We start from the raw sequence: 12705 nt of genomic DNA on the forward strand, positions 1-12705 counted from the left end.
ACCGCAGGAGCGGCCCGGCAGCGGCGCGCGGTTACTGCCTCCCGCCAAGTCTCCGGCAGGCCGGATCGGACGCGAGGTGGCCGATGCGCTGGCGACAGCCGTCGGCCGGCGCGATGCACCGCTCTTGTGGCGGGCAAGCGCCTGGGCATAGCCCGGCATCTTCTTGCCGTCGGAGGGAACGTGAATGGTGTCGCCGCGCGGGAAGACCTTGGCAAGCTGCGACCGCGTCATGCGCGGCCAGTGCCGCACGGAGCCGGTGTCCATATGCACGAACGGCGAGCGCGAGGTCGGGTAGAAGCCGACGCCGCCGACTTCCTTGCGCAGGCCGAGAGCCCTGAGCTTGGCGACGCTGACGCCGGGAATGTAGAAATCCATCGCCCGGCCGCGCGTGTGCTGGCTGGACTTGGCGACGCCGCGCGAGCGGCTGCGCAGCATGTTGTTGGTCGCCGGCGAGCGATATCCGGAGACCACATGGATCGCCTCGTTCGTGCCGGCGGCCTTGTAGACCTCCCAGACAAGATCGAAAAGCTCGGGATCCATCTTGGTGATTTCGTTGCGCCGCCAGTCGCGCAGGAACCGGTTCAGGTCGCGCAGTCCCTCGGAGAGGTAGCGGCCGTTGCGCTTGAAGGTGATCGACACGCGCTCATGCGTATGCGTGTTGTAGAGCTTCAGCGTGCGGGTTTCGGCAAGCGCCGGGGCGATCGAAATCGGCAGCAGCAGCGCGCAGGCAAAGGCCGCGAGCGCCATTGCTGGCAACACGCGATATCGCAGCCTGAAGAACCATGCCTCGAGCAATGTTCAGTCTCGCTTGTTTGCCGGCGGTACCGCCGTACATCGCCCCCCAGATGGACTGATGTAAGGGACCGAGGTTAAGAAGCCTTTACCGTATTCCGAAATGAGCACAAATCGTGGCAAATGCGCATCAATATCGAAAAAAAGACCGGTGACGGGCGTTTTCGCCGCCGCGCGCCGCCCGATCGTCGCGGAAACGGACCCTGTGCGATCAGTCCCGGCCCGTGATCAGCCCTGCTGGCCGAGCAGAACGAGTGCCTCGCGAAGCTGTTCGTCGACGACTGTTCCGTCCTCGTTCCTCTCCACCCAGCGCGGCACGCGGGCGTATCCCTGTGGCTCATAGACAACGACGCCGCTCGCCGCAAGTCCGGCGACATAACTGAAGGTGCTCTTCGCCATCACCAGAACATCGGCGGTCGCCAGCTTTCGGAACGACTCGATTGCGCCCGGCGCGTCGGCGATCCGGTAGCCGCGGTCAATGAAGTCCCTGAGTTCCTCCGCCGACCCGTTGCTGTGGATTTCGACATCATGGGGAACACCATGTGCCTCGAGCCCCCGCACGACCCCTTCGACGGTGCGCAGGATGGCGGCATTGGGCGTAAAGCGCTTCGTGGTCTCGCTTCGGCTCACGTCGCCGCGCCTGACATGCACGGCGACCCGGCGCCTGCCCGGCGTCGACCGGACGAGCGCACCGGCCCTGGCGCGATAGCGCGCCCCCCAGGGAAGGCCGTCCATCAGGTGCGGACGGGCATTGCAATAGCGAAACATTTCCCGGAAGCCGATCAGATGCGGCTGCCGCCAGAGCCGTTCGTCGACCGCGTAGTCCAGGAACTCTACGTAGGGAAGGTCGCACTCCCCGGCCTGTGGCAGCCCGTGCCCCAGCTCGAACTCGGCCTCGCAACAACGGACCCAGTCCTCGAGCTCCATCTCCTGGTGCCCGACGAAATCGAACGGCTTGTGATAATAGGCAAAGCCCATGTCATATGCTGCGGCCTGGATGCTGAGCCGCTGGATCATCACCGCGCCGAGCCCGTCCGGGCGAACGCCCGCCGTGAAGGCACTGTCCGGATGGATGCGCCCGCGTGCGATCGCCCGCACGATACGCTCGCACAGATGCGCCTTGTCGGATTTCGGCGATATGCCAATCCTGTTCTTGGCGCTGACCCAGGCGTAACGCCCCGAATACCGCATTTCATCGACAAGCTTGTTCAGCATTTTCAATCGGCCGCCTGCACGTGATGCATCCGCTCAGTGTGAACGCCTGAAATAGAGATTGTAATACGTGCCGACGCCCTTGAGGCTCGCCATCGAGGCCTTGTGCTGCAGCCGGAAGCCGTGCCCGGCGAGAAAGGCCGTCAGCTCATCGACATTGGTCGCCCCGCGATAGGCCTCGAAATCCGCTGCCTCGGCGACAATCCGCTCGAAGCCCGCGAGCCGGTCGCCGGCGCCTTGCAGCACCAGCAGCTCCGCCCCCTGCGTATCGATCACGAGCGCGTCGTAGGGCGGCGAGGAGAGCCCGTGGGCCTGCATCAACGTGTCGAGACGCGAAGTGGTCAGCCTCACGACGCCGCTGGCGTCGATCTCGGGCCAGAGCTTCTTGTGCTCCGCGAAGGCGAACATGGAGGATGATTCGCCAGCCACATGGAAATCGACCTCCGCCCCGTCGCTGTCGGACACCAGCGCCCGGACCGCCGTCTGAAGGGGATGGCTGGAGATACGCTCCTGAAGCACTGCGAACACATCGGGCAGCGGCTCGATCCAGAACACCGGCACGCCGAGCCGGGCATAGGAGGGGGCTTCCTGGCCGCTGTTCGCGCCGACATGCACAATGCCGCGCGCCTGGTTGAGGAAACGACGTTCATCGCCGCCCTCGCGCGCCCGGCGCAGGCGCTTGGCAAGGCTCCGCGCCAGCTTTGCGATCGGATTGCGCGGTTTCGCCCGCGAGGTATCGGCCATCAGGTCTGTCCGCCAGTTCGGTTTCGCCGGTTGCCGAAGTGCCGGTCAGGTCCTGTCTCGCGCATGCATCGCCCGGTCAAGGAACCCGAAACCAGACCGCAGCCCCCCGCGTGATTTCAGTTCCGCAAACATGTATCTCAAAACGTCGGGAACTGAACCGCGGAATTGCACGCAACCGTCGGCGATCCGCGGGTCAGGGACGTCCGGCGCCGGCTCAGTAGTCGGACGCCGCCCGCTGGCGCAGCTGGAACATCCGCTGGCGCTCGGCGCGGATGTCCACCGGTTCGCGCTCGCGGACCGGCTTTGCGGGGCGGATTTCCACCCTCGCCCGCTTCACCGGCGCGGCAACGGCAAAGCGCTGCCAGTCCTGCCAGCCCTCGATCTCCAGCGCCTTGGTCAGCACCGCGTTGTGGCCATAGATGTCGGGGCGTCGCTGCAGCTTGCCCGCCTCGTCGACGAAGGCGGTGAAATAGGCAAGATGCACCGGAACGGACTTTGTCAGGTCGACGCGCTTCTCGCTGCCTCCGACCATCGCCTTGAGTTTGGCTGCGTTCCAGTTCGGGTCGAGCTGCAGCAGCGCGTCGGCGAAGTCGAACGGATCCTGCACCCGCACGCAGCCATGCGAGAACGCCCGGCTCGGACGCGCGAACAGGCTCTTCGACGGCGTGTCATGCAGGTAGACCGAATGGCGGTTGGGGAACATGAACTTGATCTGGCCGAGCGCGTTGCCCCCGCCCGGACGCTGGCGAATGCGCACCGAGCGCAGGTTGACGCTGGACCAGTCGACCGCGCCGGCATTGATCACCCGCCCGCCGGCGACGACCTCGTAATTCCTGCGCGCCAGATAGGACGGATCGGCCGCGATCGAGGGCAGCAGTTCCTGCGAGGCGATGGAATAGGGCACGTTCCAGTAGGGGTTGACGATGACGTGGTCCATCATGTCGGAAAACACCGGCGTCTGGTTCGACGATTTGCCGACCACCACCCGCGTCTCGTAGACCTGAGCCCCGTCACGGAACAGCCGTGCCTTGAATTCCGGGATGTTGACGAAGATGTGGAAGGCGCCGAGCTCGCGCGGCATCCAGCGCCAGCGCTCCAGGTTGGCGACGATATCGGAGATCGCCATGCCATCGTCGGAAACCGCGTTCAGCGCCAGCAGCGTGCGCGGCCCCACGACCCCGTCGGGATGCAATCCGTTGTCGCGCTGGAAGGCGAGCACCGCGGCTTTCACCTCGGCGTCGAAAAGCTCCTCGTTCGCGGCCTCCGCCACCGCATCGGCGGCGACCTCGGCACCCTGCCCGTCCGCGCTGTCCCCGCCGACTGCGGCAACGGCATCCGCCACGGTTCCGGTTTCGGCTTCTTGCGCATCCGCAGCCACCGCGACGTCCAGCCCGAGACGCCTGCGCAGGATGACGACGCGCGCATCGCGCATGCCCGATTTCAGCGTCGCGCCCTCCGGCACCACTGGCGGCGCTTCGCTCACGAGGCCCGGACGGGTCAGTTCGGCGAGCTTGTCGCGCAGGGCCTGGAAGCCCGGATGTTGCGGATTGTAGAGGTCGAGCCGCGCCACCGGGTCGGCGGCTGCGGCCAGTTCCGCCATGACGGCGGCCGGGTCCGGGCGCTCGGGGGCGAGCGTGATGTTCTTCGACAGGCTGTCGGGCTCGATGCGCCCGGCCTGCGCATGGTCGGCATAGGCCAGGAGAGCGGCCGACAGCAGCACCTCGAAACGCGCCGCGCGCATCTCCTCGAGACGACCGGCGGTGCGGGCAAGGTCCGCGGGGAGCGCGTAATCGGTCTCCCGCAGGCCGTCGCGGCCGGCCTGGCCCAGGCGCGCGATCAGGCGGCGGGCCGCAAGTGTCGGCACGCCGTCGCGCGTCCACAGCGGTTCTTGCCCGCGCCCCTTGTAGAAGGCGGCGAGCGCCTGCCGGCGGGTGCCGGTCAGGTAGGGAACCGCGCGGTCGGTCTCGGTGAAGGCTTCGCCGTCGGAGAGCAGGCTCTCGAGGGCACCGACGGGCAACGGGGCGACGACAGCCGCTCCCGGCACGGCCGTCTCGGCCTCCTGCGTCGTGGCCGCGGCCGGCGATGCCGTCAGGCCAACCGCCGCGGCAAGCGCCAGCATGCGGCCCAACACGAGGCAATGATCGAGCGGGCGGGAGAAGATCGAGCGGGCCATGTCGCCTGTTCCGGAAAGAGGGTCGGGGATCGCGCGGCCCTGCGGCCGCGCGGATTCGCCATCACGCAAGGTTAACAAGACGCTGCCGGCCGGCCAATGCAAGTCACGACGGCCGGATCGGCGGCCTACTCGGCCGCCTCCGCGTCCTGTGTTGCATCGAGGCCATAGTCTTTCAACTTGCGGTAGAGGGTTGAGCGCCCGATCGACAACCTGCGCGCGATCTCGGTCATCCGGCCGCCATAGTGGTCGATGGCCGAGCGGATCATGTCGGCCTCCACTTCATCGAGCGCACGGATATGGCCCTGGTCGTCCAGGCAGCGCAGATATCCGAAGGGAGCGCCCTGTCCGGCATCGGCAAAACCCTGGCCGGCAAGGTCCTGCGGCCTTGCCCCTTCCTCGCCGGGCGATGTCTCGGCCTGTGTCCGTGCCTCCCGACCGGAAGCTTCGCCTGCAGGTTCCGCGTCTGGCGACACGGAAACGGACGGCGCGGAGACCGGGGGGCGGGTCTGCGCGGGCGCGGAGCCCTTCTGTCCGTCACCGCCCACGCTTGCCTGCACCTGCGGAAAGTCGGCGACCGAAAGGTGATCGCCCTCGCACAGGACGACGGCCCGGAAGACGGCGTTCTCAAGCTGGCGGATGTTGCCCGGCCAGCCATAGGCCTGCAACATCGCAATCGCGTCGGGCGCCACCGACGAGATCTGCGAGCGCCCCTCCTCGGCGGCGAAGCGCGCCAGGAAATGCCGCACCAGATCGGGAATGTCCTCGCGCCGGTCGCGCAGCGGCGGCAGCCACAGCGGAAAGACGTTCAGCCGATAGTAGAGATCCTCGCGGAAGGCCCCGTCCTTGACCAGATCCACCAGCCGCCGGTTGGTCGCCGAGATCAGCCGGAAATCCGCCTTGACCGGCCTGCGTGCGCCGATCGGATCGATCTCGCCCTCCTGAAGGGCCCGCAACAGCTTGACCTGGATGTCGAGCGACAATTCGCCGACCTCGTCGAGGAACAGCGTGCCGCCATGGGCTTCCTGGAACTTGCCGACATGCTTGTCGACGGCCCCGGTGAACGCCCCCTTCTCGTGGCCGAACAGGATGGATTCCACCAGGTGCTCCGGGATCGCCCCGCAATTGACGGTGACGAACGGCTTGCTCCGGCGCTCGCTGCTGCCCTGGATCGCCCGCGCGATCAGCTCCTTGCCGACGCCCGATTCGCCCTCGATCAGCACCGGGATATGCGACCCGGCGGCGCGCCGCCCGACGCGGATCACCCGCTCCATCGCCTCCGAGCGCGTGACGATGTCGTCGAAGGTGAAGGTGCCGCTGGTCTGCTTGTGGATGCGGGCGATCTCGCCTTCGAGTGCCGACATCTTCATGAAGGTGCGGATGGCGACTTCCAGCCGTTCCGGCGACACCGGCTTGACGACGAAGTCCTGCGCCCCGGCGCGGATCGCGTTGACGGCGGCGTCGATGCCCGCATGCGCCGTCTGGACGATAATCGGCACCGCCTTTTTCATCTCCCGCAGCCGGGTGATCACCCCCATGCCGTCGAGTTCCGGCATCACCAGGTCGAGGATCAGCAGGTCGATGTCGGCGCCTTCGGGCGACGACAGCAGTGCCACCGCCTCCGCACCGTTTTCCACGCTGCGGGCGCGGTAGCCGAACCGCTTCACCGCTTCCTCGACGAGGCGGCGCTGGACGGGATCGTCATCGGCAATGAGGATGCGTCCGCTGGTCGGGATCATGCGCGCGCGAGCCTTTCGGAAAACTGTCTCAATTCGGGGCACCGTAGACCGGGAGCGGTAAACAAAACGTCCACATTTGCCCGCGGCATTCGGCGCAATCGCCGTTTTGCCCGTTGCTCTTGGCGCATGATCCACAATATCCAGAGGGAAAGATCGCGCGCCGCCCGCCGGTGCCGGACCCACACCGAAACGCCGGAGAGCCCATGACCGCCACTCCCATCTGGATGCCCGCCCGCACAGCCGGGCACACCGCAGCCATCGTGCGCGCGCCCGCCGACGACACGGCCGCCCGCAAGGACGCGCTTGGCGATCTGCCGGAATGGAACCTCACCGATCTCTACCCGTCTCACGACAGCGCGGAGGTGAAGGCCGATCTCGCCAGGGCCGGGAGCGAAGCGGCCGCTTTCGCCGAGCGCTACAAGGGACGTCTGCAGGACATGGCCCGCGCATCCGGCAGCGAGCTTGCCGGCGCGATCCGCGAGATGGAGGCACTCGACGACCTGATGGGCCGTCTGGCGTCCTTTGCCGGACTCTTCTATGCCGGCGACACGACCGATCCGGTCCGGCAGAAATTCTACGGCGACATTCAGGAGAAGCTGACGAGCGCCAGCACGCATCTCATCTTCTTCACCCTCGAGCTCAACCGCATCGACGACGCAGTGCTCGACGCGGCGGCGGAGGACCCCGCGCTCGGCCATTACCGCCCCTGGCTCGACGACATCCGCAAGATGCGCCCGCACCAGCTCGAGGACCGCATCGAGCAGCTGTTCCACGAGAAGTCGGTCAGCGGTGCCTCCGCCTGGAACCGGCTGTTCGACGAGACCATGGCCGGCCTCAGGTTTGACATCGACGGGAGCGAAATGCCGCTCGAGCCGACCCTGAACCGGCTTCAGGATGCCGATGCCGAGACGCGCAGGACCGCCGCGCTGGCGCTCGGCAAGACCTTCAAGGCCAATCTGCCGGTCTTCACCCTGATCACCAACACGCTGGCCAAGGACAAGGAAATCTCCGACCGCTGGCGCGGCTTCGAAGACATCGCCGACAGCCGGCATCTTGCCAACCGGGTCGAGCGCGAGGTGGTCGATGCGCTGGTCGAGGCGGTGCGCGGCGCCTATCCGGCGCTCTCGCACCGCTATTACGCGATGAAGGCGCGCTGGTTCGGCCGCGACGAGCTCGACTTCTGGGACCGCAATGCGCCGCTTCCCTCCGCCGATACGCGCCCGATCCCATGGGCCGAGGCCCGCGACATGGTGCTCGGTGCCTATGGCCGGTTCTCGCCGAAGATGGCCGAGATCGCCGGCGACTTCTTCGACAAGAGCTGGATCGACGCGCCGTCGCGGCCCGGCAAGGCACCGGGCGCCTTCGCCCATCCGACGGTGCCCAGCGCCCACCCTTACGTCCTGCTCAACTATCAGGGCCGCACCCGCGACGTGATGACGCTCGCCCACGAGCTTGGCCACGGTGTGCATCAGGTGCTGGCCGCTCCCAACGGCGCGCTGATGGCGCCGACCCCGCTGACCCTGGCCGAGACCGCCAGCGTCTTCGGCGAGATGCTGACCTTCAAGGCCCTGCTGGAGCGCGCCGAAACGCCGGAGAAGCGCAAGATCCTGCTCGCCGGCAAGGTCGAGGACATGATCAACACCGTCGTCCGGCAGATCGCCTTCTACAGTTTCGAGCGCAAGGTCCATGCGGCCCGCCGCGAGGGCGAGCTGACCGCCGACGCCCTGTGCGAATTGTGGATGTCGGTGCAGGCCGAAAGCCTCGGGCCGGCGATCCGCCTCGGCGAGGGATATGAGACCTACTGGACCTACATCCCGCATTTCATCCATTCGCCCTTCTATGTCTACGCCTATGCCTTCGGCGATTGCCTGGTGAACTCGCTCTATGCCGTCTACGAGGACGCGGAGACGGGCTTCCAGGACAAGTATTTCGCGCTGCTGTCCGCCGGCGGCACGAAGCACCATTCGGAGCTGCTGGCACCCTTCGGCCTCGACGCGACCGATCCCGCCTTCTGGCAGAAGGGCCTGTCGGTGATTTCCGGCTTCATCGACGAGCTGGAAGCGCTGGACTCATGACAAGGGCGCGGGGTGCAGGCGTGGATGTCGGGCCGAAGGCCGGTACAGCCTCGCCGCCCTTCGTTCACACGCCCTATGACGGCTCGGCCCGCCCCTTCACGGTCGGGCTGATGCCGCTTGACCTTGCCGACTGGATCGAGCCGGACGCGCTGCTCGCCGCCCATCTGGCGGAAAAGGACCGATTGCTTTCCGGCGCGGCGCAGGCCCCGGTCCTGCTTGCCGAAGAGAACACCCGGCAGGCGCAGCAAGAGGTTTTGGGCCTCCTCGCCGGCCACCTGCCCGCCCGCTTTCCGGACCTCTACGCGCGCAACGGGCAGCGCATTGAGATCATCGGAACGGGACGCAGCGTCGATCTCTGCGAGAACAGCGAGATGCCGCTGGCGCTCGCCGCCCGCCTCGTGCAGGAGGATCTCGTCATCATGCGCAAGGGCGAGACCGGCTACCGGCTCGCCGCCGCGGCTCTCTTCTTCCCCTCCTCCTGGTCGCTTGCCGACAAGTTCGGCAAGTCGATGGAAGCCATCCACGAGACCGTTCCCGGTTTCAACGACGGCCGCATGGGACCCATGGTCGCCCGGATCTTCGACAATCTCGCCGTCGGGCGTCCAAGCTGGCGGCTCAACTGGTCGCTCTATTCCGACCCCGGCCTGCACCATCCCTCTCCCAAGCGCATCTCGGCCGGCGGCAACGACACCAGCCGTGTGGACGGCGCGCGCGAGGCGCTGCATGTGCGGGTCGAACGCCAGACCCTGCGACGCCTGCCGGACAGCGGCGACATCCTGTTCACGATCAAGGTCCATCACGACCCGGTCGCCGCCTTCGCCCGCCACCCGCAGGGCGCAATGCTTGCCGCCGGCCTGCGCCGCCAGTTGCTGGAACTCGCCGCGGACCAACTCGCCTACAAGGGGCTGGCGGCGGAGCGCGACGCGATTGCCGAGGCGCTTGGAAGGCTTGCAGCCAACATCCAGAACGATAAAAATCGCTAGCTACATTACTATTTTTTTGCGGTCTTCCTGGAGCGAAGATATGGTTAAATATTTGAAAAACATAGAGATATTGAAACAAAAAATGCGTGAAGCTCCTCTTCGCATAGGAATATCCACACGAGCTCTTTTTGATCTAGAAGAAGAACACAAAGTTTTCGAGACAGAAGGCGTTGAGGCTTACGCCAAGCATCAGATCCGGAAAGAAGAAGAAATATTAAAAAGGGGAGCTGCCTTCGAAGTCGTATCTCGACTTCTCAGGCTGAACGAACCGGGAAAAGACCCCTACGTGCAAATTATTTTGCTATCCAGAAATTCTCCAGATCTCTCCCTTAGAGCATTTAGATCAATAAAACATCACGGTCTACCTGTAGTAACTGGCAGCTTCACCAGCGGAAAAGATATTGGGCCCTATGTTGCAGCGTGGAATCTCGACCTCTTTCTCTCTAATGAGAATAGCGACGTTAGAGCAGCGATCGCTGCAGGCACCGCGGCTGCCACGCTTGGACCGGTATCCCCAGAGTGGGAGCACGAGGAAAGCGAGGAAGTTCGAATAGCCTTTGACGGAGATGCAGTTGTTTTTAGCGCCGAATCTGATGAGATTTACAAGACGGAAGGAATAATTGGGTTCCGAAAGCACGAAGCAGAAAACGCCGCCAACCCAATGGAAAGTGGCCCATTCGGAGATTTTCTAAAGAAATTATCGATTCTTAGAGAGATATACTTGGATGAAAACGGTTTTAGCAGAATACGGATTGGAATTATAACAGCACGTGATAGCGAAGCCCATCAGCGCGTAATTAATACGTTAAGAGTATGGGGAACCCCAGCGGACGAAGCACACTTCGTCGGGAACTGGGAAAAAGCACCTATACTCAAAGCTTTCGGCGCTCATATTTTCTTCGACGATCAAGAAAAACATATACTCGGCGCAGCAAATGTGGTGCCAGCGGGCCTTGTCCCCGGCCCCCACGCAGCGGATGACCCTATTATTCCATCAGATTGAGAGAAGGTAAAAGAACTCTCGCAGCGCCGGCTGACACCCTGCCGGCAGCGACAACCCGCCCGCTGTCACTTCCGCCTCGATCCACTATATCTGAGGAGGAACGACGTCCGCACCGGACACCCTTCTCGGAGAGACGATGAGCAAGCCGCCCGCCCGCGACAGTGAAAAGAACCGCCTCAGTGCCCGTGTCGGCCGTTATGCGCGCGTCGGTGCCAACATGAGCGGACTGGCGGCAAAACTCGCCGGCTCGCGCGTCTTCGGCTACGAGATCGACAATGGCCGGCAGGCGGCCGAGCTGGCCGCCGCCCTCGGCGGGCTCAAGGGCCCGCTGATGAAGGTGGCGCAGCTCCTGTCGACCATTCCCGATGCGATCCCGCCCGAATACGCGGCCGAGCTGGCGCAGCTCCAGTCGGCCGCCCCGCCCATGGGCTGGGCCTTCGTCAAGCGCCGCATGTCGGCCGAACTTGGCCGCGACTGGCAGGCGCGCTTCGCCAGCTTCGACAAGGAACCCGCCGCCGCCGCCTCCCTCGGCCAGGTCCACAGGGCCGTTTCGAAGGACGGCGTGCCCCTTGCCTGCAAGCTGCAATATCCCGACATGGCCTCGGCGGTGGAGGCCGACCTGAAACAGCTCGGCCTGCTCTTTTCCCTGCATCGCCGCATGAGCCCGGCGATCGACACCCGCGAGATCGCCCGCGAAATCGGCGACCGGGTGCGCGAGGAGCTCGACTATGTCCGCGAGGCCGCGCAGGCGGCCGTCTATCGCCACATCTTCCGGGACGAGCCCCGCATCCGCGTGCCGGAGATCCACGAGGAACTCTCCACAGGACGTCTGCTCACCATGGGCTGGCTCGAGGGTGAGCCGATGCTGGCCTTCAAGGAACGGGAACTGGAGGACCGCAACCGGCTGGCCGAGGTGATGTTCCGGGCCTGGTGGCATCCCTTCAGCCATTACGGCATCATTCATGGCGACCCGCATCTGGGCAATTACACGGTCTTTTCGGAAGGCGGCGCGCCGCAGGGGATCAACCTGCTCGACTATGGCTGCATCCGCATCTTCCCGCCGGCCTTCGTCAAGGGCGTCGTCGACCTCTATCGCGGCCTTCTGGAGGACGACGAGGCGCGCATTGTCTCCGCCTACGAGCGCTGGGGCTTCAAGGGGCTGACGAAGGACCTGATCGGGATCCTCAACATCTGGGCGCGCTTCATCTACGGGCCGCTGCTGACCGACCGCGTCCGCTCCATCGCCGATGGCACCAAGCCGGCCGAATACGGGCGCAAGGAGGCCTTCCGCGTCCACAAGGCCCTGAAGGAACTCGGTCCCGTCACCGTGCCGCGCGAATTCGTCTTCATGGACCGCGCCGCCATCGGCCTCGGCGCCGTCTTCCTGCATCTGGGCGCGGAGCTCAATTTCTACCGCCTGTTCAACGAGCAGATCGAGGACTTCGACACCGCCACGGTGGCGCGGCGGCAGGCGGGCGCCCTGTCCCTTGCCGGGCTTGCTCCCTCCGGTATTGACCCGGCGGTTGTTGCCGAAGACCGCCCGGCGGCGGAATAACGTTCTCCCGCACGCGTTTGCAGCGCAAAACATCGCGTTGCCCGTGGGAAGGTCTCTGCTATAAGTACGGCCAAACATCCCGTCAGACCACGCAAGGGGGACACATGGCAGACCAGACTGCTCCGTCGATGGACTACGCCGAGCACGAGCGCACCTATGCCGGCTTCATCAACTTCTCCAAGGTCGGCACCATTGCCGTCATCAACATCATGCTCTGCCTCGCCCTGTTCGCCTTCGGCGGCGGCGCCGGCACGTTCTTCGGCTGGGTGGCCCTCATCGCGACATTCGTCGCGGCCGCCATCGGCCTGTTCGCCGGCGAGAAGGGCTGGATCCCCTCCGCCGTCGTCTTCGGGATCACCGGGCTCCTCGCGATCCTGACCACCGCCTGACCTGTCCCCTTCGCGGACAACCGACTGCAAGCCTGGGAGGAGA

10 protein-coding genes are annotated in these 12705 nt (G+C 65.3%); 5 read left to right on the forward strand and 5 right to left on the reverse strand.

What is annotated here, in order from left to right:
- The 5 genes from ACN0T5_RS03115 to ACN0T5_RS03135 form a co-directional block, all read right to left on the reverse strand.
- Positions 1-747 (reverse strand): DUF882 domain-containing protein (locus ACN0T5_RS03115; RefSeq protein WP_417767269.1); only part of this gene is annotated, 747 nt, incomplete at its 3' end.
- A 273-nt stretch (positions 748-1020) separates the two neighbouring features.
- Positions 1021-2007, reverse strand: a complete 987-nt coding sequence (locus ACN0T5_RS03120; protein ID WP_417767158.1) for a hypothetical protein — start codon at positions 2005-2007, stop codon at positions 1021-1023.
- Between the two features lie 33 nt (positions 2008-2040).
- Positions 2041-2748 (reverse strand): FkbM family methyltransferase, encoded by a 708-nt coding sequence (locus ACN0T5_RS03125; RefSeq protein WP_417767159.1) that lies wholly within the window; start codon positions 2746-2748, stop codon positions 2041-2043.
- Between the two features lie 214 nt (positions 2749-2962).
- A complete protein-coding gene (locus ACN0T5_RS03130; RefSeq protein ID WP_417767160.1) occupies positions 2963-4921 on the reverse strand; it encodes a L,D-transpeptidase family protein in 1959 nt (652 codons plus the stop codon).
- 125 nt (positions 4922-5046) lie between these two features.
- The gene (locus tag ACN0T5_RS03135) at positions 5047-6657 is read right to left on the reverse strand and encodes a sigma-54-dependent transcriptional regulator (RefSeq protein ID WP_417767161.1); all 1611 of its coding nucleotides are present in this window, start codon (positions 6655-6657) and stop codon (positions 5047-5049) included.
- 224 nt (positions 6658-6881) lie between these two features.
- On the opposite strand from ACN0T5_RS03135, the gene ACN0T5_RS03140 reads away from it, so the two are divergent.
- The 5 genes from ACN0T5_RS03140 to ACN0T5_RS03160 all read left to right on the forward strand — a co-directional run bounded on the left by ACN0T5_RS03140 (position 6882) and on the right by ACN0T5_RS03160 (position 12662).
- Complete coding sequence (locus ACN0T5_RS03140; RefSeq protein WP_417767270.1) at positions 6882-8732, forward strand: M3 family oligoendopeptidase; 1851 nt, start codon at positions 6882-6884, stop codon at positions 8730-8732.
- Positions 8729-9715, forward strand: coding sequence for a heme-dependent oxidative N-demethylase family protein (locus tag ACN0T5_RS03145; protein ID WP_417767162.1), 987 nt, complete (start codon positions 8729-8731; stop codon positions 9713-9715). Before ACN0T5_RS03140 ends, ACN0T5_RS03145 begins: the two co-directional genes overlap by 4 nt.
- A gap of 40 nt (positions 9716-9755) precedes the next feature.
- Entirely contained in the window at positions 9756-10718 is a 963-nt protein-coding gene (locus ACN0T5_RS03150) for a 5'-nucleotidase (RefSeq protein WP_417767163.1), read from the forward strand.
- Between the two features lie 136 nt (positions 10719-10854).
- On the forward strand, positions 10855-12273 hold the full coding sequence (locus ACN0T5_RS03155; protein WP_417767164.1) for an ABC1 kinase family protein: 1419 nt from the start codon (positions 10855-10857) through the stop codon (positions 12271-12273).
- Positions 12274-12377: 104 nt separating this feature from the next.
- Complete coding sequence (locus tag ACN0T5_RS03160) at positions 12378-12662, forward strand: aa3-type cytochrome c oxidase subunit IV (protein WP_417767165.1); 285 nt, start codon at positions 12378-12380, stop codon at positions 12660-12662.
- Positions 12663-12705 lie beyond the last annotated feature (43 nt).

The sequence above is a fragment of the Stappia sp. genome (assembly GCF_048261845.1).
Taxonomy (GTDB): domain Bacteria; phylum Pseudomonadota; class Alphaproteobacteria; order Rhizobiales; family Stappiaceae; genus Stappia.

Excerpts from the sequence above, each read along its gene's own strand:
- ACN0T5_RS03120 (WP_417767158.1), bottom strand. The coding sequence starts at position 2,007 with ATGCTGAACAAGCTTGTCGATGAAATGCGGTATTCGGGGCGTTACGCC.
- ACN0T5_RS03125 (WP_417767159.1), bottom strand. The coding sequence starts at position 2,748 with ATGGCCGATACCTCGCGGGCGAAACCGCGCAATCCGATCGCAAAGCTG.
- ACN0T5_RS03130 (WP_417767160.1), bottom strand. The coding sequence starts at position 4,921 with ATGGCCCGCTCGATCTTCTCCCGCCCGCTCGATCATTGCCTCGTGTTG.
- ACN0T5_RS03135 (WP_417767161.1), bottom strand. The coding sequence starts at position 6,657 with ATGATCCCGACCAGCGGACGCATCCTCATTGCCGATGACGATCCCGTC.
- ACN0T5_RS03140 (WP_417767270.1), top strand. The coding sequence starts at position 6,882 with ATGCCCGCCCGCACAGCCGGGCACACCGCAGCCATCGTGCGCGCGCCC.
- ACN0T5_RS03145 (WP_417767162.1), top strand. The coding sequence starts at position 8,729 with ATGACAAGGGCGCGGGGTGCAGGCGTGGATGTCGGGCCGAAGGCCGGT.
- ACN0T5_RS03150 (WP_417767163.1), top strand. The coding sequence starts at position 9,756 with ATGGTTAAATATTTGAAAAACATAGAGATATTGAAACAAAAAATGCGT.
- ACN0T5_RS03155 (WP_417767164.1), top strand. The coding sequence starts at position 10,855 with ATGAGCAAGCCGCCCGCCCGCGACAGTGAAAAGAACCGCCTCAGTGCC.
- ACN0T5_RS03160 (WP_417767165.1), top strand. The coding sequence starts at position 12,378 with ATGGCAGACCAGACTGCTCCGTCGATGGACTACGCCGAGCACGAGCGC.